At 35.7% G+C, this 19,806-nt stretch carries 19 protein-coding genes; 10 read left to right on the forward strand and 9 right to left on the reverse strand.

Annotation, left to right across the window (positions count from 1 at the left end; all coding sequences use genetic code 11):
* Positions 1-245 precede the first annotated feature (245 nt).
* Positions 246-758, forward strand: a complete 513-nt coding sequence (locus ACTWQB_RS12995; RefSeq protein WP_443139625.1) for a competence protein ComK — start codon at positions 246-248, stop codon at positions 756-758.
* On the opposite strand, the gene ACTWQB_RS13000 is transcribed toward ACTWQB_RS12995, so the two are convergent.
* Positions 706-1,095, reverse strand: coding sequence for a hypothetical protein (locus ACTWQB_RS13000; protein WP_443139626.1), 390 nt, complete (start codon positions 1,093-1,095; stop codon positions 706-708). The two genes, ACTWQB_RS12995 and ACTWQB_RS13000, sit on opposite strands and share 53 nt — an antisense overlap.
* Positions 1,096-1,236: 141 nt before the next feature.
* Between ACTWQB_RS13000 and ACTWQB_RS13005 the strand changes: the two genes are divergently transcribed.
* The 3 genes from ACTWQB_RS13005 to addA are packed head-to-tail and all read left to right on the forward strand — an operon-like array spanning position 1,237 to position 9,116.
* Positions 1,237-1,899, forward strand: coding sequence for a TVP38/TMEM64 family protein (locus ACTWQB_RS13005; protein ID WP_443139627.1), 663 nt, complete (start codon positions 1,237-1,239; stop codon positions 1,897-1,899).
* 11 nt (positions 1,900-1,910) lie between these two features.
* Positions 1,911-5,396 (forward strand): helicase-exonuclease AddAB subunit AddB, encoded by a 3,486-nt coding sequence (addB, locus tag ACTWQB_RS13010; RefSeq protein WP_443139628.1) that lies wholly within the window; start codon positions 1,911-1,913, stop codon positions 5,394-5,396.
* A complete protein-coding gene (gene addA / locus ACTWQB_RS13015) occupies positions 5,397-9,116 on the forward strand; it encodes a helicase-exonuclease AddAB subunit AddA (RefSeq protein ID WP_443139629.1) in 3,720 nt (1,239 codons plus the stop codon).
* A gap of 125 nt (positions 9,117-9,241) precedes the next feature.
* Here the strand turns inward: addA and ACTWQB_RS13020 are convergent, their stop codons facing one another.
* From ACTWQB_RS13020 to ACTWQB_RS13045, 6 genes are read right to left on the reverse strand one after another with little or no spacing between them, the layout of a single operon-like run.
* The gene (locus ACTWQB_RS13020) at positions 9,242-9,460 is read right to left on the reverse strand and encodes a spore germination protein (RefSeq protein WP_443139630.1); all 219 of its coding nucleotides are present in this window, start codon (positions 9,458-9,460) and stop codon (positions 9,242-9,244) included.
* A gap of 8 nt (positions 9,461-9,468) precedes the next feature.
* Positions 9,469-9,828, reverse strand: coding sequence for a spore germination protein GerPE (locus ACTWQB_RS13025; RefSeq protein WP_443139631.1), 360 nt, complete (start codon positions 9,826-9,828; stop codon positions 9,469-9,471).
* Positions 9,828-10,016: a spore gernimation protein GerPD gene (locus ACTWQB_RS13030; protein ID WP_443139632.1), complete on the reverse strand. Its 189-nt coding sequence runs from the start codon at positions 10,014-10,016 to the stop codon at positions 9,828-9,830. The genes ACTWQB_RS13025 and ACTWQB_RS13030 overlap by 1 nt, the downstream gene beginning before the upstream one ends.
* Entirely contained in the window at positions 10,006-10,593 is a 588-nt protein-coding gene (gerPC, locus tag ACTWQB_RS13035; protein WP_443139633.1) for a spore germination protein GerPC, read from the reverse strand. Before gerPC ends, ACTWQB_RS13030 begins: the two co-directional genes overlap by 11 nt.
* Before the next feature lie 45 nt (positions 10,594-10,638).
* On the reverse strand, positions 10,639-10,851 hold the full coding sequence (locus ACTWQB_RS13040) for a spore germination protein GerPB (protein WP_443139634.1): 213 nt from the start codon (positions 10,849-10,851) through the stop codon (positions 10,639-10,641).
* A gap of 10 nt (positions 10,852-10,861) precedes the next feature.
* Entirely contained in the window at positions 10,862-11,065 is a 204-nt protein-coding gene (locus ACTWQB_RS13045; protein ID WP_443139635.1) for a spore germination protein, read from the reverse strand.
* Between the two features lie 102 nt (positions 11,066-11,167).
* Here ACTWQB_RS13045 and ACTWQB_RS13050 point away from each other — a divergent pair, with 102 nt between their 5' ends.
* The 3 genes from ACTWQB_RS13050 to ACTWQB_RS13060 are packed head-to-tail and all read left to right on the forward strand — an operon-like array spanning position 11,168 to position 14,069.
* The gene (locus tag ACTWQB_RS13050; protein WP_443139636.1) at positions 11,168-12,340 is read left to right on the forward strand and encodes a DUF418 domain-containing protein; all 1,173 of its coding nucleotides are present in this window, start codon (positions 11,168-11,170) and stop codon (positions 12,338-12,340) included.
* The gene (locus tag ACTWQB_RS13055) at positions 12,341-13,537 is read left to right on the forward strand and encodes a DUF2157 domain-containing protein (protein WP_443139637.1); all 1,197 of its coding nucleotides are present in this window, start codon (positions 12,341-12,343) and stop codon (positions 13,535-13,537) included.
* A 1-nt stretch (position 13,538) separates the two neighbouring features.
* On the forward strand, positions 13,539-14,069 hold the full coding sequence (locus ACTWQB_RS13060; protein WP_443139638.1) for a GDYXXLXY domain-containing protein: 531 nt from the start codon (positions 13,539-13,541) through the stop codon (positions 14,067-14,069).
* Positions 14,070-14,596: 527 nt separating this feature from the next.
* Here ACTWQB_RS13060 and ACTWQB_RS13065 read toward each other — a convergent pair.
* Complete coding sequence (locus ACTWQB_RS13065; RefSeq protein WP_443139639.1) at positions 14,597-15,790, reverse strand: ornithine--oxo-acid transaminase; 1,194 nt, start codon at positions 15,788-15,790, stop codon at positions 14,597-14,599.
* A 134-nt stretch (positions 15,791-15,924) separates the two neighbouring features.
* Between ACTWQB_RS13065 and ACTWQB_RS13070 the strand changes: the two genes are divergently transcribed.
* Positions 15,925-16,317, forward strand: coding sequence for a YisL family protein (locus ACTWQB_RS13070; protein WP_443139640.1), 393 nt, complete (start codon positions 15,925-15,927; stop codon positions 16,315-16,317).
* A gap of 275 nt (positions 16,318-16,592) precedes the next feature.
* On the forward strand, positions 16,593-17,909 hold the full coding sequence (locus ACTWQB_RS13075) for an alpha-amylase family glycosyl hydrolase (RefSeq protein WP_443139641.1): 1,317 nt from the start codon (positions 16,593-16,595) through the stop codon (positions 17,907-17,909).
* 39 nt (positions 17,910-17,948) lie between these two features.
* Here ACTWQB_RS13075 and ACTWQB_RS13080 read toward each other — a convergent pair whose 3' ends face one another.
* Positions 17,949-18,809, reverse strand: a complete 861-nt coding sequence (locus ACTWQB_RS13080; RefSeq protein ID WP_443139642.1) for a DegV family protein — start codon at positions 18,807-18,809, stop codon at positions 17,949-17,951.
* Positions 18,810-18,939: 130 nt separating this feature from the next.
* On the opposite strand from ACTWQB_RS13080, the gene ACTWQB_RS13085 reads away from it, so the two are divergent.
* Complete coding sequence (locus tag ACTWQB_RS13085; protein WP_443139643.1) at positions 18,940-19,794, forward strand: YitT family protein; 855 nt, start codon at positions 18,940-18,942, stop codon at positions 19,792-19,794.
* The last annotated feature ends 12 nt before the right edge of the window (positions 19,795-19,806 follow it).

Below are 19,806 nucleotides of genomic sequence, written 5' to 3' on the forward strand. Positions count from 1 at the left end.
TAATCATTTTAACCTTGTTTGAGTAAAAGACTTGGAGCAATTGCTCTAAGTCTTTTTTACGACCTCCTAAATTATTGAAGTATATAAAAATGTTAATTCTAATTACTTTTTTATGATTTTAATTAGTTTATGAAAGGTTTTAGGGCATTTATTTAACGTTTTAGGCAAAAAATTTAAAATTAGGTCATTTAACTTTTTAACCTAATTTTTATATAGTCTATATAGAAATAGAAGGGGGTTATCAAATGAAATTTAATGATACGCCGCAAGTTACTGGTAGGACTTTAGCAATTATGCCTTACTATATTAATGATGATACATTAGGGTCTCATGTTATGGAAAAGGATAGGGAGTATCATACTCATTTAAGCCCAAAAAAAGTTGTGGATCTAGGTTGTAAAGCGCATGGTTCAGACTTGAGAGGGCGGCTTAGTGGTGCTCAATATGTGACTGGATTTAGTCGAAAAACACCAATTGCCATCGATACATATAATAAACTTTACTTCTTCCCAACTTCATCACCAAGTTCCAATGAATGCGTATGGATTTGCTACAATCATATTTTATATATTGAAAAAGTAAAACCAAAGCTGACCCGTGTTCATTTTAATAACGGACAGTCTTTACTTGTTAATATTTCATACATGTCACTTAATAATCAAATTCAAAAAACAGCTCAGTACCGGAACCTACTCGAAAAACAAATTAGTAAGCTTCAGAAAGAAATTGAGTATGACCTTTTAGAGCTTCAATCATAAGCTCCTGATAAATGTTTTCCACCTTTTTACGGACGGCGGGGTTAAAATACCGTCGTTCTTCTTCATATCCTCTTGCGATAAATAAGTAAGTTGAGAATGTATCATTCTTTTGAATAAAAACGACATCCATTTTACCTTTTCTCATTTTCTCTCTTAAACGTCTGCGTTCATTCTTGGCTAATTGCTCCATTTGTCTTAATAGTTTTAAGTAAGGCTCCTTGATCTTAAATTGCCCATTTTCAATATGTTGAAGATCTTTTTCTAATACAATGATCGCCATTGATAAGAATAAGAAACGTGAAGTTATGTTGAATTCTTCCTCAGTTAAATAACGCATGCTGTTCATCCCTCCACAATTGTCGAACGTATGTTCTATTATATGCAATTGTGATAAAATATTCAACATAACTGTAGTATGCAAAGTGTGGGAATTTGATATAAAATAGGAGTAGACGAGATAGAGATAGGAGTTAAGCTTATGAACCAGGATGTTTCAAATCTTGATGAGCTAAAAGAGATGATTTCTGACTCGGTTGTTGGAAATTTTATTATACAGTTATTAGAGTTTTATGGAAGTTTTGGCCCCATACCTGGGTTATTATTACCATTTATTGAAGCATTTTTACCGTTTTTACCAGTAATCGTTTTTATTTTGGCTAATTCAATTGTATATGGGTTAATTTTTGGATTCTTATTTTCTTGGGTTAGTGCCTCTGCAGGAGCCATTTTAGTCTTTATACTCATTCGAAAGCTTGAAAAAAAGTTTCATTGGGTACAGCGCCTTAAAGAACAAAAACAAGTAAACAGAGTTATTTCATTTTTTGACCGTCACGGTTTCGGGCCTATATTTTTATTGTTATGTTTCCCGTTTTCACCGTCTGCGCTCATTAATGTAGTAGCAGCATTCACAGGAATATCATTACAGCAATTTGTGTTAGCAGTATTACTAGGTAAGGCTGCAATGATTTTCTCAGTATCGTTCGTAGGTGATAGTATTGCTTCATTTGCCCAAAATCCAATGAAAACGATCATTGTAGGAGTTGCAATTGGTTTATTCTGGTTATTAGGTAAATTTATCGAAAAGAAAATTCAATCTTCAGCTGATAAAACATATCGAGAGGAAAGAAATGAGAAGGAGTAAGGGGGATAAGAATGGCCTTACAATTTATATTAGGGCGTTCAGGCTCTGAGTTTGGACATTTTGTGTTAAATGAGATCACCGAGGACATTAAGCAGGATCCACAAGGTGATCCTATTTTTTATTTAGTTCCAGACCAAATGGCATTTCAACAAGAATATGATTTAATTAGACAACCTGGGATTAATGGTTCTATCCGTGCCCAGGTATTTAGTTTCTCACGTCTAGCTTGGTACATATTCAATGAAGTAGGCGGGGCAACGAAACCGTTCATATCATCAACTGGTATTCAAATGATGCTAAGAAAATTAGCTGATGAGCACAAAGAAGAGCTACTAGCTTTTCAAGAGGCCGTTGATAAACAAGGGTTCATTGACCATTTAGAAAAAATGATAACCGAATTGAAGCGTTATCGAATCACGCCTCAATCATTAAATAGCGTGATTATGGAGATGTCTAAGTTCTCGCATACACACCCGAATGAGGTCGCGCTTAAAAACAAATTAAATGACCTTGCGTTAATTTATTATGAATTGGATCAACAGCTTAGAGGTCATTATATTGATCACGAAGACCAGCTAGAACTTATGGTTGAAAAAATTCGTGAAACAGGTATTTTGAGTCAGTCCACAATTTACATTGATGGATTTCATAAGTTTACCCCTCAAGAGTTTTATGTACTTGAAGCCTTAATGAAGTATGCCAAAGACATCAAAATCACCTTAATGATTAATCCAGGTGTATCTGATGGTGGCGAACTTGATTTATTCTATCAGACAAAAACAACATATGACACGATTATGGAAATTGCCGAAAGTGAAGGAGTGGAAGTTGACGAGCCTTATTATTTATCACCTCAATTGCGTTTTAAAGGGAATCGTGGACTTGAGCATTTAGAACGTTACTTTGAGACACAGCCTGTACCAAAATTTGATGGTAAAGCTCCTATAAAATTAGTCGAAGCCGTTCATCCGAGAGCAGAAGTTGAAGGGGTTGCCCAGGAGATTACTCGATTAGTGCGTGATGAAGGGTACCGTTATCGAGATATCGCATTGTTAATTCGTCAGCCTGAAGTCTATCATGATTTGATTGAAACCATTTTTGAAGATTATCAAGTTCCAGTTTTTGTTGATGAGAAGAAAACCATGTTAAATCACCCGTTTGTAGAATTAATCAGAACTGGTTTAGAGGTCGTAGAAAGTAACTGGCGATATGATGCAGTTTTTCGCTTGCTTAAGACAGGATTTGTGTTATCAACAAATGAAGAGTATCCATTAAATGAAGAAGCGATTGATACTTTGGAGAATTATGTTCTTGAGTACGGTATCAGACGTCGTGACCAGTGGCTTTCAAATGAAAAGTGGCCATATCAACGTTTCGCAGGACTTGAATTTCGTCGTCAAACGGATGAAGAAAAGGAAGTCGAAGATCAAATTAATGCTTATCGAGAACAAGTGGTAGACGCTTTAAGAAACTTTGATCAACAAATACGAGAGTCACAGACTGTAGCAGAAAAGTGTCAAGCTGTCTATGATTGGCTAGAACATTTAGATGCTCCACGTTCATTGGAGACGTTACGTGATCAGTATGATGATTCAGGGCGTGTTGAGATTGCTAGAGAGCAAGAGCAAGTTTGGCAAGCGGTAATGGAATTATTTGATGAAATGGTTGATTTGATTGGGGAGGACGATGTTACTAATCAGTCCTTTTTATCAATTGTCGAAGCTGGCTTTGATACATTAACGTTCGCACAAGTGCCACCAACGATTGACCATGTCATTATAGGTAGTGTGGAGCGTTCTCGTTTATCCGATGTGAAGGTAGGCTTTGTATTAGGAGCCATTGAAGGTGTTTATCCATTAAAGCCACCAGGTGAAGGTATGGTAACAGATGATGAACGGTTGGTCCTAGAAGAACACGGATTAACGCTAGCAGATCGAGCAGACCGTGTGTTATTGGATGACCGATTCTATATGTATATTGCGTTTACACTGGCTTCGGAAAAACTATGGGTTAGCTATCCGTTAAGTGATGAAGAAGGGAAATCTAAAGTGTCAGCACCTATTGTTAAACGATTACAACAGATGTTCCCTGAAGCCGATCGGAAGTTTATTATGGATGATGAAGATGAACAAGATCCAATGCGTTTTATTACCAATCAGGAGAAATCTCGTGCCATTTTAACCGCTGAACTATCTAAGTTTTTAAGAGGGTACCCTGTTGCAGATGTATATTGGGATACGTTGCACTGGTATGTCGAGCATGAGATCAAGAACGGCATTACTCATCGCGTTTTGCAGAGTTTATTTTATCGACCAAAGCCTGAGAATTTACAAGAGAATACCGTTAAGCAGTTATATGGTGAAACCATTCGCTCGAGCGTATCGAGATTAGAGACGTATCATCAATGTTCGTATCGCTATTTCGCGCAGTACACGCTTGGACTTAATGAACGTAGTACTTTCCAGTTAGCTGCACCTGATATTGGCCAATTGTTCCATGAATCTTTACGTGCCATAACGGAGTGGGTGTATGAAGAGGGTAAAGCCTTTTTTGAGTTAACCGATGATGAAATCAAATCCTATGCCCGTCGTGCGGTTGAGCAGTTAGCACCTGTTTTGAACCATCAAATTTTGTTTAGTTCGAATCGTTACAAATATATTTTAAGAAAACTAGAGCAAGTAATTATACGAGCAACGAATGTCTTAGCTTATCAGGCCAAGCATTCACAATTTGCACCAGCTGGAATTGAAATTGGTTTTGGTAGAAGACATAAGCTTCCTCCACTTCAATTAAATTTACCAAAAGGCTATCAATTAGAGTTGAGTGGTCGGATTGACCGTGTTGATCAAGCTGAAATTGATAATCAACTCTATTTAAGAATCATAGATTACAAGTCTAGTCAAAAGGATTTAAGCCTAGTTGATGTTTATTATGGGTTAGCTTTACAGATGTTAACTTATTTAGATGTTGTCTTAACTCACTCATCACGTTGGATGGGGAAACAAGCGGATCCAGCGGGTGTTTTATATTTTCATGTTCACAACCCGACCATATCTGATCCGAAGTCGATAGATGAGAAAGACTTAGAAGAAGAGATGATTAAAGCCTTTAAGATGAAAGGATTTCTATTAGAAGATGAACATGTGGCACAAGCAATGGATGAATCGCTAGAATCTGGAATGAGTAAAATTGCGCCGTTTGGTGTGAAGAAAGATGGTTCATTTAGAAGTGGATCAAAGACAGTTGATCAAGAAGTGTTCAAACGGATGAACAATTATGTCAGAAATGTCATGATGAACGCCGGGAATGACATTGTGAATGGACAAGTTGAATTAAACCCATTCCAAAAGAAAGATATGGTTGCGTGCACTTATTGCCCATTTCAGTCAGTTTGTCAGTTTGATCCCACACTCGATGAACATGAATACCGTCGTTTAAAAGAAGATTCAGATTCGGCGATGCTTGAGAGAATTTTAAAACGAGAGGAGGAGTTGTAAGTGAAGTGGACAAAGGAACAAGAGTTGGCCATATATGAGGATGGAAAAGATGTATTAGTTGCAGCTGCAGCTGGTTCTGGTAAGACAGCTGTTTTAGTTGAACGAATTATTCAGAAGATGTTACGTGAACAGGAACCCTTTAACATTGATGAAATGTTAGTGGTGACGTTTACGAATGCTGCGGCACAGGAAATGCGCACGCGTGTTGGAGCAGCGATCGAAAAGGCGCTCCAAAGTAATCCGGATTCTATTCATTTAAAGAAGCAACTGTCCTTACTTCAACGCGCTAACATCTCAACTCTTCATTCGTTTTGTATGGAAGTTGTAAGAAAGTATAGTTATCAATTAGATTTAGACCCAAGCTTTAGAATTTTAGATGATACGGAAGCGGAACTTTTAAGAAATGATATTATTCAAGAGGTATTTGAAGAATGGTATGGCAAGGAAGACGATGAGCAAGAGGCGTTTTTCCGATTTGTAGATAGTTTCTCAAGTGACCGTGATGATGCAAAAGTTGAAACATTAGTCATGAAAATGTATGAATTTGCAATGCAAAATCCTTGGCCATTTGAGTGGCTTGAAGAACTAAAAGAGACGTATCAATTATCTGAAGGGACAACATTAGATGATTTAAAATGGATGCCTGTTGTCCGGGAAGATATTAAAGAAAATTTAGAGGCTATGCTGTTTGATGTTAATCAAGCGATTGATGTTGCTCAAGATGTTGGTGGTCCTGAACATTACTTACCGACATTGTTGGACGATAAAAATCAGGTTCAACAAGTAATGGAATATGTTGGTGCACCTTGGGATGAGTTACGAGAAATTGTTAAAAGTAATGAAAAATTTGGAGCGCTTTCTAGAAAGAAAGTGGAATGTGATGAAGTTTTAAAAGAAACAGTAAAAGAGATTCGCAATCGTTATAAGGAACGAATGAAAAAATTAGTAGAACGATGGTTTAATCGTCAATCTAGTTCTCTAATTAATGATTTACATCAATTAAAGCCATTAATTGACCAACTCGTTATTCTTGTGAAACAGTTTCATGAACGTTTTCAACAAGTGAAAAAAGATCAGGCAATGGTTGATTTCTCTGATTTAGAACATTATTGTTTAACCATTTTATTAGATGATGAAGCAACTAAGGATAATTTAATAGGCTCAACTGTCGCCAAACAATTCCAAAACCAATTTAGAGAAGTTTTAATTGATGAATATCAAGATACGAACCTCGTGCAAGAAACGATTTTACAACTTGTGACACAAGGTGAGGATGCCGGTAATTTATTCATGGTTGGTGATGTAAAGCAAAGTATATATCGTTTCCGTCATGCTGAACCAACATTATTTATGAACAAGTATAGTCAGTTCAAGCAAGAGGACAATCCATCACTTCGAATTGACCTGGCCAGAAACTTCCGTAGTCGTAAGGAAGTATTAGATTCCACTAACTACATTTTCCGCCAACTATTAGACGAACAGGTTGGTGAAATGGTCTATGACAAAGATGCGGAACTCATTTATAGTAATCAAGTTTATGAACAGTTAACCACTACAGATGTCGATACAGAGTTACACATCATTACTCAAGACGAATTAGAGGATGAGTCTGTATCTGAAGAGTGGAAGTATATCGAGAAAGCACAATTAGAAGCGAGAGCATACGCTGAGAAAATTCAGAAGTGGATTGGAACTAAAGGGCAAGATCCAATGAAAGTGATCGATAAAGAAACAGAACAGGTTCGTAATTTGCAATATCGAGATATTGTTATTCTAATGCGTTCCATGACATGGGCGAGTGTAATTGTTGAGGAATTAAAGCAATTGGGGATCCCTGTGTATGCTGATATTTCATCAGGGTACTTAGAGGCGATGGAAGTTCAGATTATGCTGAATGTGTTAAAAACAATCGATAACCCTCAGCAAGATATTCCACTTGCGAGTGTTCTGAAGTCGCCAATTGTTGGTTTATCTGAAGACGACTTAGCTAACATTCGTTTGCATGGTAAAAATCAGCCTTTCTATGTTGCAATGAAAAATTACACAAGATTAGGTGAGAATGAACTTGTTATTCGTAAACTAGAAGCATTCCTTACTATGTTTGAAGCTTGGAGAGAAGAAGCTCGTTATGGTGCACTTTCAAAACTTATTTGGAAAATCTATCGCGATACAGGATATTTTGAATTTGTCGGTGGAACTCCTGGCGGAAAACAACGTCAAGCAAACTTAAGAGCCTTATATGACCGAGCTCGTTCTTATGAAAGTACATCATACCGAGGTCTATATCGTTTCTTAAGGTTTATTGAACGTATGGAAGAACGTGGGGAGGACTTAGCAGCCGCGCGTGCATTGGGTGAACAAGAAGATGTTGTTCGCATGATGACGATCCACAAAAGTAAAGGCTTAGAGTTCCCAGTTGTCATATTAGGGGCAGCAGATAAAGGATTTAATGAAATGGACTTTAAAGGTCAATACTTACTGCATAAAGACCATGGATTCGGTGCGAAATATTTAGATGTTGATAAACGGTTGATGTTTACAACATTCCCATTTGAGGCTATAAAAGTCGCCTTAAAACGAGAAATGTTAGCAGAAGAAATGAGAATTTTATATGTGGCGTTAACTCGTGCTAAAGAGAAGTTGACGATTGTGGGAACGGTAAAAGATTTTGAAAAAAGGCTGAGCAAGTGGAATGAGATATCAGCTCATCTAGATTGGGTATTACCACCCCATGTTAGGTCAGATCAGGCAACATACCTAAACTGGATTGGGACGGCTTTAATTCGTCATAACCACGCTGAAACACTTCAAATGAATGGGGTTGGTTCCAACGTTCCGACTGCGATTACAGAAGATGAGTCTAATTGGAAAATTAATATTCAACATGCAAGTGAATTAATGGAACCTGAATGGATTACAGTTAAACGAAATGATGAACTTGAAAAAGTCATTAAAGATTGGGACACATCGCATATTCAAGGACATTCAGAACTCTACGATGAAGTTGATCGTCGACTAAACTTCCAATATAGACATCAAGGAGCTGCATACAAACGAGCAAAGCAAACAGTAACTGAGCTTAAACGTTTAAGGCAAGCTCCAGATGATTATAGTAGTTCCGATTTAATGACAAAACAACCAAAAATGAGGTTCAAACGTCCACGATTTATGCAAAAAGATTCTAAGAAATTAACAGCAACCGAAATTGGTAGTGCGATGCACACAGTCATGCAACACATGCCATTTAATCGTGAGTGGACAAAGGTGAGTTTAGTTGAATTTGTAGATGGGTTAGTATTAAAAGATATCCTTCGTGAGGAAGAAGCAGAAGTAATAGATTTTGATGGCATTTTAGCTTTTCTTAACGAGCCAATTGGTCAAAAACTACAAACTTCAGAAACCATTAAAAGAGAGCTGCCATTTACAATGGAACTACCTGCTTCTGAAGTGTATCCAGATTGGAATGACCCAAATGAAGAGTCTGTGATTATTCAAGGTGTTATTGACTGTTTGTTCGAAACAGAGGATGGATGGTATTTACTAGATTACAAAACAGATACAATATTTGGAGATTTGACTGAACGAAAAGTTAATGAATTAGAAGAACGTTATGCGGTTCAGGTGGAACTTTACAAACGAGCAGTCGAGTCTATTTGGAACATAAATCTAGAGCATGTTTATTTATATTTCTTCGATCAAAACTTATTACTAGAGCATTAATTCAATCACATTAATTAATCTGCCCTAAAATAACAATTGGGGCAGATTTTTATATCTTTTGAAAGATTGGACGGTCCTAATATAAATAAAAAACACACGCCCATTAATATTGAGCGTGTGTTCAATTAAGCATTCCCTGCCACGTTCTGATCATTTACATCAGGATCAAATGGGTTAGTAGAACTTAATAAGTTGTTGGTGCATATGAAGTCACCTGTATTTAATGAACCAGAACCGGCGTTGGTTTTGGAGGAACTTTTAGGAGCAATGTAAAAAGCATCTCCAAAATTGACTGTGCCACCACCGACACTATTAATTTTTAATGGTCCTACAATGGAAGGCATATTTTCACCTACTTATTGTTTTTTAGGATTCGTTTGTGCCTTACTATACTTACGGCTTTACCATGTTTAAAGGATCCGATATGGAAGACTGATGACCCTGTAACCCCAATTGAGTTGATGGACTGGACTCGAATAGGATTCTGATCTGTTCGTTTTATGTCTAACTCCACAGGTTCTAAGAAATGGGGTAATGGTTCTTGAATAATGATTTGATCATCTGTTATATATTCACGTGTGAAGGTAGGATCTTCTTTTTGAACAGCTCTTGCAATCGAGAAAGGATAGACACCAACACTATCTCCAACTTGGAGTGTAGCGCTAAATTCAATTGCATTGCAATATACTGTTTCGACTTTAGAGTCACGCACTAACTACCACCACTTACTGGACCGAATGGAAATACATTCTCAAAAACATATGATTCTGGTGGAGTATCAAAACGTGATGCTAATTGAAGGTGTTCTACATCTCCAATAATAAATAGCGAGGATGTTGAGACCCCATCTATATCAATATGCTTTACATTTAATTCTTCGTTATATATATTAACGTTCATCTTCTTCATTCTCCTTAATTTGGTTTAGAAAAAGATCAATACCCTGAGTAATCTCTTTTTGAATGTGTTTTATTAATGCAGGAATCTGTTCCTTATCAATAATAACTCTACCATTCTTCTGCATGGATGAGGTATGTTCTTTAATGCGATTTGGTAATTGGTCTTTAATATCTTGAAGGATTAGAAGTTGTTGTTTTTGATCTAATTCAATATCATTTTCTTCTGTGAAATGTTTAATAGCATGAGGTAGTTCTTTTCTAATAAATGGCATTAATTGATTATAAACTTGCTGTTCCATAGGAGTTAAGGTTTCTTCGGATGATTCTTTTGGTAAATCTAGTTGTTTGAAGGGTAAGTCTTCTTGAGGAGTTAGACCAATGTTCAAAGTACCTTCTAAAGTTTCAATTTTTAATTGTTCAAAATTATATTCAACTTTATCGGCTACTTTATGGGAGTTTCGCTGTTGATCAATAAGTTCATCCACTTTTTCATTTAATTGCTCTAACATAAGATGCTGTTGGTTAAGTTTCTGCTCTAAGTAGGCTAATTGTTGCCATAATGTATTGTATTCTTCCATGCTAACTCCTCCTTACACTTTTATTAATAATTTATGAGCGTTTGCCTAATTAGTGAAAGGAATTAGTGGCATTTCAATGATAGATCCTCCACTTTCCGGTTCAGCTTCTTCTGCCGGACCAGTAAATTCTCCTGTGTTATATGCATTTGCTACAGCTTGAATCGAACCAGAACTACCTATTTGAAGTACGGAAGAGTTTGTGATGGAATCGACTTTTAGAAATTGAATATAAATTTGTTGGTGTATGGTCAAAGCCATTTATAACACCTCATTTGTCTATATAATCTTGATCAAACACGATTGTGTCTGATTGACCTAGTTGAACTCGAATACCATTGCCAGTGTTAAAAGATCCTCCACCAGCATAGGTCTTGGCTGAGCTTACGGGTTGAATGTAATAAGCGTCACCAATATGGAAAACGCCAGAAGATGAGACAGAATTGACTTTAATAGCTCCGACAAATGCTGCCATCGCAATAACCCCTTTCACATTAATATATGTGCGGGTAAAAGAATTGTTATAAAGAACTACTTGGAATTAAATGTTATAATATGTGGAAAGAGGTGAGAAACTTTGGAACCAGTAAATCCAGTAACAAAACGATATGATTCAATTGATGCTATTAGAGGGTTTTCACTACTAGGAATCTTGATTGTCAATCTATTAAGTTTCCATTCTCCTCATTTTATGTATGGTGGATTACGTGAGTTTTATAGTGGTGGGATTGATGCCGTCACGTTATTTTTTATAGATATCTTTGCACAGGCTAGCTTCTATCCTTTATTTTCGCTACTATTTGGAATTGGAATATACATGATGTATGTAAGATTAAAAGAAAAAGAAGTTGATGCCATTACAATACTACGCCGTAGGATGATTATTTTAGCTGGTTTAGGACTTATTCATGGGTTATTCATATGGTATGGTGATATTCTTCTAACATATGGAGTCATAGGCTTAGTTAGTTTATTATTCCTCAATCGTACTAATCGGAGCTTGTTGAAATGGGCTCTATCATTGTTATTAATAGGAACAGCTCTTCTTATAATGTTGATGTATCCAGTAAGAAATGAAATAGCAGATTTCAGCATTAACCATGTTAGTATCGAGGCTTCTTATGAACAATACACAGGTGGGATCGGGGATGTATTCTCACAAAATTTAGCGGATTGGAAGTATGCTAATGATCCATTTATGTGGTTCTTCTCATTGTTCAATATCTTACCTATGTTTTTATTAGGAATGTTCTTTTATAAAAACGGCTGGATTAAAGAGCCTAATGTACACAAGGCTACAATTAAAAAATGGTTAGTCGTTACTTTTATTACTTTTCTAGTATTTAAAGTTTTACCTTATGTGAACGGAAACCCTTTATGGTTTGAAAGTGCTCAAGATACCATAGGAGGTTCAGCGTTAAGTATATTCTTTTTCTTAGTAGGTCTGTTAGTTTTTAACGGCAGGAATTTTCAACGGATTAAAGGAATATTATCAAATGTTGGTAGATTATCGTTAACGAATTATTTAATGCAATCTGTAATAGGGGTCTTTATTTTCTACGGTATCGGATTGAACTTATATGGAAAGCTTCATGCGTTTACACTCATTGTAATTGCGTTAGTCGTCTTCTTATTACAAATAATTTTTAGTCGTTGGTATATTCAAAAGTTCCATTATGGACCATTTGAATGGTTGTATCGTACATTTACTTATGGTCAAAGGCAACCATTTATCAAAAAGGGTGATTAAATGAAACGTAAATGGATAATCGAGGAGTCTGAACAGTGGGTAAATGAAGGGATCATTCGTCCTGAGCAGCGAAAGGCAATCTTAAGTCGCTATCAGGAACAAGATAAATTGTCATTAATCTTCTTTTTATCAGCATTATTTATTGGTTTAGCGTGTTTAAGTTTAGTTGCTGCTAACTGGCAAGTAATACCTGAGTTAGTTCGCATGGTAATTATTATGCTGTTCTTAGTAGTATTTTACGTTTTAGGTCATTCGTTTGAAAAAAATAATAACCAATATTATGGTGTATTTTGTTACGTGATTGCTCTTATGATTTTTGGAGCTGGGATATTTTTGACTGGACAAATGTATCATTATACTATGAATAATGTCTTTGCGTTTATAGTATGGGGGTTGGCAGCTTATTTACTGTATTTAAGCAGACCATATATTCTAATATACTTAACAGGATTAACAATTGTCAGCATTGGTACAATCTATGGACTTTCAAATATGCATGAGTTTGACTGGTGGTTATTTGCATTATTCATTATTGCGTATGGTAGTGTGATTTGGATTGAAAAGAGGCATTTATTATCATATTTTTTTGCAATAGCATATATCATACAGCTTTTTGCATTCACTTTAGAACAACTTAATCAATACTATTGGTTTACAGTTTTTATTCTATTATTGCTTGTCATTGGATTATTAGTGAAAAATCATACAATCAGTCAGCCATTCCAAAGAATCGCATTCCTATCGATGTTTATACTCGTGTTGTTTCAAACGATGTTAATGGAGGTCTCGTATAGATTATCAATTCATTATATTTTCTACATTTTATTATCGATTTTATTTTTAGTGGCTGTATTTCTAAGTTATCAACGACAGCACGTATTTAAATCACTACATTTAGCTATATTTTTACCTGTTTTGGTATTAGGTGATTTAGCGCAGTTAGCAGCGTACATCATTTTGTATGTCTTTTCTGTTGCTGTACTACTAGATGGATACCATCAAGAAGATGAACGAAAATTCCATATGGGGACAGCGATTTTCCTAATCACGACTGTGTTAGTTTACGTACAGGTAGCTTGGGGTTTTATAAATCAGTCTTTGTTCTTTTTCGTTGGAGGAATCATTCTATTTATAATAGGGTTCTTACTTGAGCGGAAAAGGAAAACCTTCACGAATCGTAAGCGGAAGGGTGTATAATATGAAAAAATTATTAGTCATGGTTAAGAGACGTTTATTTATTATTGTCATAGTTTTACAACTACTTTTCTTAGCTGTGATGGCTGGGTTAAACTATGTTGTTGAAGAGTTCGGTGATGTTATCTATTTAGAAACAGAGCCGTATGATCCTCGAGATGTTTTTTATGGTGATTATGTGAATTTAAATTATACGGTTGAAAATATACACCCTTCATATTGGTTTGGGAGTGAGAAGGTCAAGCGTAACAAGGTTATTAATGTATTATTAAAACCAGATGAACGTGGACTATATGTCGTTAAAGCTGCGTCTGATAAGTCATTGGAACCACAGGGAAAAGAAGTAGTTATTCGTGCTAGGTACTTATATAAGGACCATCAAAATGTAAGGCATGTCACTTATGGTATTAATCGATATTATATTGAAGAAGGAACTGGTGAAAATTTCAATACCATCAATGAGAACATGGTGGTCACTATTGCATTATCGCCTTGGGGACAGAAAAAAATCTTAAAAGTCGAAAAGATGGATTAGTCAACAAAATATTTGTCGATTGAAATCAGTAGATGCAAATAAATAAGTTAACACCCCCTAATAATTATTCATTCAACCGAATATTATAATAAATTCATCTTAATGTTATGTCATTAAGGTAAGTCCTCAGGGGTGATATGATGAGGTTAGAGGTAATAGAGAAGCATTCAGGTAGGGTGTTATTCAAAAATTATTATAATAATTTTACTACATTAAATTTAGCTATTAGAAAGTACAAAAGAGATTATAACCCTGAACATTTTGAATTTAAAATTAGTCCAATAGATACAGAACCTATTAAACATTAATCAAGTGAGATGGATCTTATTATTTAATTATAAAATTTAATTTAGGGCTCGAAAATACTTATTTATGAAACTTACGTTAATCTTCATTAAGAGGGTTAACGTATTTTTTACGTTTTATAAATTGAGAGTAATTAAATACAACAACGTTTATGTAAATGAAAAATAGCACAACGCGCACTATAGATAAAGTGTGCTTTGTGCTATTTTACTACATATTAATTACAATACCTCTTTAATTTTTTCGATTGCCCATTGTAAGTCTTTCTTTTCAATGATTAATGGTGGGGCAAAGCGAATCACGTTCTCATGTGTTTCTTTACATAATAATCCTTTTTCTTTGAGTTCTTCACAATATTTGCGTGCAGGTTCAGTTAATTCAACACCAATAAATAAACCACGCCCACGAATTTCTTTAATTTTTGGATTGTCGATAGACTTTAATTCGTTAAGCATGTAGTCGCCAAGTTCTTTGGAACGCTCAGCTAATTTCTCTTCTTCTAAAACTTCAAGAGAAGCAAGAGATACAGCACTTGCTAGTGGATTACCACCAAACGTTGAACCGTGAGATCCAGGGTTGAATACGCCTAAAATTTCTTTATTAGCTACAACACATGAGATTGGGAAGACACCGCCTCCTAATGCTTTACCTAAAATTAAAACGTCTGGTTCAACATTTTCCCAGTCGCAAGCGAACATTTTACCAGTACGAGCTAACCCAGCTTGAATCTCATCAGCAATGTATAGTACATTATTTTTATTACATATATCATATGCTTCTTTTAAGAAACCTTCTGGTGGCATCACAATTCCAGCTTCACCTTGTATTGGTTCGAATAAGAAGGCTGCTGTGTTTTCTGTAATGGCATCACGAAGTGCATCAACATCTCCGTAAGGAATTAGTTTAATTCCAGGAAGTAATGGTCCAAAACCACGTTGATATTCTTCTTCGGAAGAAAGAGAAACAGCTGTCATTGTACGGCCGTGGAAGTTACCCGTACATGCAATGATTTCAGCTTTACCATCTTCAACACCTTTTACGTCATAAGCCCAACGACGTGCGGCTTTAATAGCCGTTTCTACAGCTTCTGCACCAGTGTTCATTGGTAATGCCATTTCCTTATTAGTTAATTTACAAATCTTTTCATACCAAGGACCTAATTGATCATTGTGAAATGCACGAGATGTTAGAGTGACGCGGTCTGCCTGATCTTTTAGGGCTTGTATAATTTTAGGGTGGCGATGCCCTTGGTTAACTGCTGAGTATGCACTTAACATATCTAAATAACGGTTACCTTCTGGGTCTTCTACCCAAATGCCCTCTGCCTTAGATACAACAATTGGTAGTGGCTTGTAATTATGCGCCCCATACTTTTCTGTTTGATCAATAATTGAATGGCTTGATTTAGTTGTCATGAAATCCCTCCAAAATTTATGTAATCGCTAACAACCATTATAACCTTTTGAATGTTTTGTTTCAAAGTTGTCAACAATTTAATCGCACAAGCTTGTCTAAAAATGGTAGTATATGAGTAAAGGAGGAATGTATGATGGGTGATGTTTTCTATTACAATACTCATTTACATATTACCACTTGGGTAATAGGTATTATTCTATTTTTAGTTGTATTAAACTTAGTGAAAAAATCGAATGAAAAAGCAGCTAAAATTACGCACATGGTACTACGTTTATTCTACATTTTCATCATCGTGACTGGTGCATTGCTTTGGTTTAATAACTATAGTGGTACTGGTGGTGGAATGTTTGCTGAGTCGATTGTAAAATCATTAGCAGGCGTATGGCTAGTTGGTGCAATGGAAATGGTATTAGTATCAACCAAAAAAGGTAAGTCCACTTTTGCAGGTTGGTTACAATTTGCATTATCATTAATTTTAGTGTTAGCACTTGGATTCGGTCGTTTACAATTAGGAGTATTACCATAAGAAATAAAAAGTCCCAGTTGTGGGACTTTTTATACGTTAAGAAGTATAACTTTTAACTTAAATGTGGAATGTTTCTTATTGCTTAGTACTGTCTAGCGCAATACGCCCAACCACCCCAATCTAATTGGAACCTTCTCGACTAATCTCATGATCAGTCAACATCGGTTCACTCAGTTCACCGTGTTTGCTTTATCTCAGTTTAGTTGGCGCACTGCGTGGTTAAACGGGCGCTTGCGCTTTTCTTATTGCTATTTAGAAAGTGAGTGAAAACGCACATGAAATTAAGATGGTTAATGGTGATCGCAATCATCATTGGTATATTACCTATCACCGTACAAGCCGAAGAGGGGCATTCGGTTTACTATTATATTTTAGTTGATCGATTTGAAAGTGGTGAAAAAAATAACGAGTCTGTAAATGTAAATGATCCTGAAGCATTCCATGGTGGAGATTTTCAAGGAATTTTGAATAGAATTGATCATTTAAATACATTGGGTGTGACAGATGTTATTCTTTCTCCAATATTCCAAAGCGACAACTATACAGGACATAATGTGACTTCATATTCAGATATTCAAGAAACTTTTGGAACAGAGGAACAGTTAGTTAAATTAATTGAAAAATTGAATGATAATGGAATTGATGTCACATTGCATTTTCCAATGGATAAAGAACAATCAGAGGATGAAATGTTGAACTATATGACTCATTGGTATGAACAATTACCAATTAAGGGGTATTATATCTCGAATCCCGATTCAATGTCGCTAGAATTTTGGCAAAAAGTTGATGAGGAAATTGGTGGGCAATTAATTGCTGAATCCAATGAAGATATTGAGGACTATTTAGATGTCGGGTTTGATTCTGTTCATGATCGATCAACACAAGATGATTTAAAGCAATTTTTTAAACAACCTGAACAGTCTATTGAGGATTTACTAGACACTTCTATGGTCCACCAACAAAATATCATACAATCAATGGATTTTTATGATACAGATCGATTCACACATGTGTTTTCAGAAACAGGGAGTCATCCAATAACGTATTGGAAGTTAGCATTGACTTATTTGTTGACCATCCCAAATGATACGTTGATTTATCAAGGGTCTGAAATACCTCTTGATGGTATTCAAGAAGATTTGAGTCATCATCAGTTAATGAACTTCTTGGCAGGAGAAGATCAATTAATTAGACATATGGAAAAAATCTCAAACGCTTATGATGATTTACCTTCGCTATCAAAAGGAGAACTAGAAATTATACATGCTGAAGATAGCTATCTAGTTTTTAAGAAAACTTACCAAGATGATACAACGATTGTGGCTGTTAATACGAGTACGACACAACAAAAAGTTGATATTGAATTAGATGATGGATTAGAATTAAGAGGTTTAATTGAAGACGATTTAGTCCGACAAAATGATGATGGAAAATATATGATTGCTGTTGAAAGAGAAGCATCGAATATATTCTTGGTTCAAGAGGATACAGGTCTTTACTGGCCATTAATATTAATATTCGTAGGTGGAATGACAGTTTTCATCACATTTGCCATTGTTATGTACCGAAAAAATAAAAATCAAACATGACTAAAAAGCTGTATAAAAGGGTATCCCTTTTATACAGCTCTATTTTTTCACTTCATTTAAGAAGAATAGTGCAATGGTTCCCGGGCCAGCGTGTGCGCCTATTGCTGCGCCTATCGAGTGAACAATGATATTCTTAGGATTTATCTCTTCTTGAATAAGTTCTTTTAGTTTTTGGGCGTTTTCTTCATCGTCACCATGCGTGATTGCGATGGTCTGTTGGTCAAAATCATGACCTCTTTCTTTCATTAGATCAACCATACGTCGAAGAACTTTCTTTGAACCACGAATTTTCTCAAGCGGTACTAATTTACCTTCTTCCACATGTAGTAATGGTTTGATTTTTAATAAGCTACCAACAAATGCTTGTGTGCGGCTGACTCGTCCGCCGCGATATAGATATTCTAAATCATCAACCGTAAAGATGTGTTCAATATTATTGACGTAGTGATTGGCGGCATCGAGTATTTCTTGAATGTCAGCTCCTTGATGAGCGAGCTCTGCAGCTTCATATGCAATTAAGCCACAACCCATAGAAGCAGCTTTTGTGTCGATTACATAGATATCTGCATTTGGATGTTGTTCTAACACTTCTTCCTTTGCTATAACAGCACTTTGATATGTACCAGATAATTCAGATGAGAATCCTAAATAAACAACTGCTTTACCTTGTTCAACTTGATCAGTGAAAACCTTTTGAAACGAATCGGGTGTAGCTTGAGCTGTTTTGGGACTTTTTCCATCCCTCATTGCTTGATAGACTGTCTTTGATTGGATCGTTTCACCGTCTAAGAAATCTTCATCGTCTAAATGTACTATAAGAGGGACGGCTTCAATGTCGTATTGCTTCTGGATGTCTTTAGGTAAATCTGATGCTGAATCAATTACGATTTGAACATTCATGGATTTCCTCCTAAAATAAATAATTATAGTATAGTTGATACATTATAGTTGTGTTAATATTAACGCTTTTCTTTATATTAGTTTAAATCTGATTTACAAATACGTCAATGAGATATTAATGGGGGTTATCATGTTTATATTTGAATTAAAACGATTTGTTATTGTCATTATAGGTGCCATTTTAAATGCTATCTCACTTAATTTGTTCTTAATTGAAGCTAATGTGTATGCAAGTGGCTTTACAGGGGTTGCGCAAATGACATCTAGTATTTTTCAGGATTTCATGAATATTGATATTAGTACAGGTATTATCTTATTCTTATTAAATATTCCTGTCGCCATTTTAGGATGGATGAAAGTAGGAAGAGGTTTTACGGTTTACAGCGCTATTTCAGTAGCTGTCACAACGTTTTTTCTAGAAACGATACCATTGATGAATTTAGCAGAAGACATTTTACTTAACGCAGCTTTTGGTGGCATTTTAGCAGGTGTTGGAGTTGGAATTACGCTAAAATGGGGTGCATCCACAGGTGGGATGGATATTATTGCAATGGTTTTATCTCGTCTAAAAGATCGTCCAATCGGTATTTATTTTCTTATTTTAAACAGTATTATCATTTTCTTAGCTGGTTGGTTGTATGAACCAGAGAAGGCTTTATATACACTTGTGACGTTATATGTTACGACTCGAGTAATTGACGCCATTCATACTAGACATGAGAAGTTAACGGCGATGATTATTACATCGAGAGGTAATCAATTAACGAAAGCCATTCATTCTAATATGGTTCGTGGGATCACGAGTGTACCTGCAAAAGGGGCATTCACGAATGAACCAAGAGAAATGTTAATGATGGTCATTACACGTTATGAGCTTTATGATTTACAACAAATCGTAAAAGAAGTTGATCCGAATGCATTTACAAACATCGTTCAAACGACTGGCATCTTTGGATTCTTTAGAAAAGATGACGAAAAGCTGTAACCTTTTCCAACT

This window comes from Piscibacillus sp. B03 (genome assembly GCF_052246295.1).
In the GTDB taxonomy this organism is placed as follows: domain Bacteria; phylum Bacillota; class Bacilli; order Bacillales; family Alkalibacillaceae; genus Piscibacillus.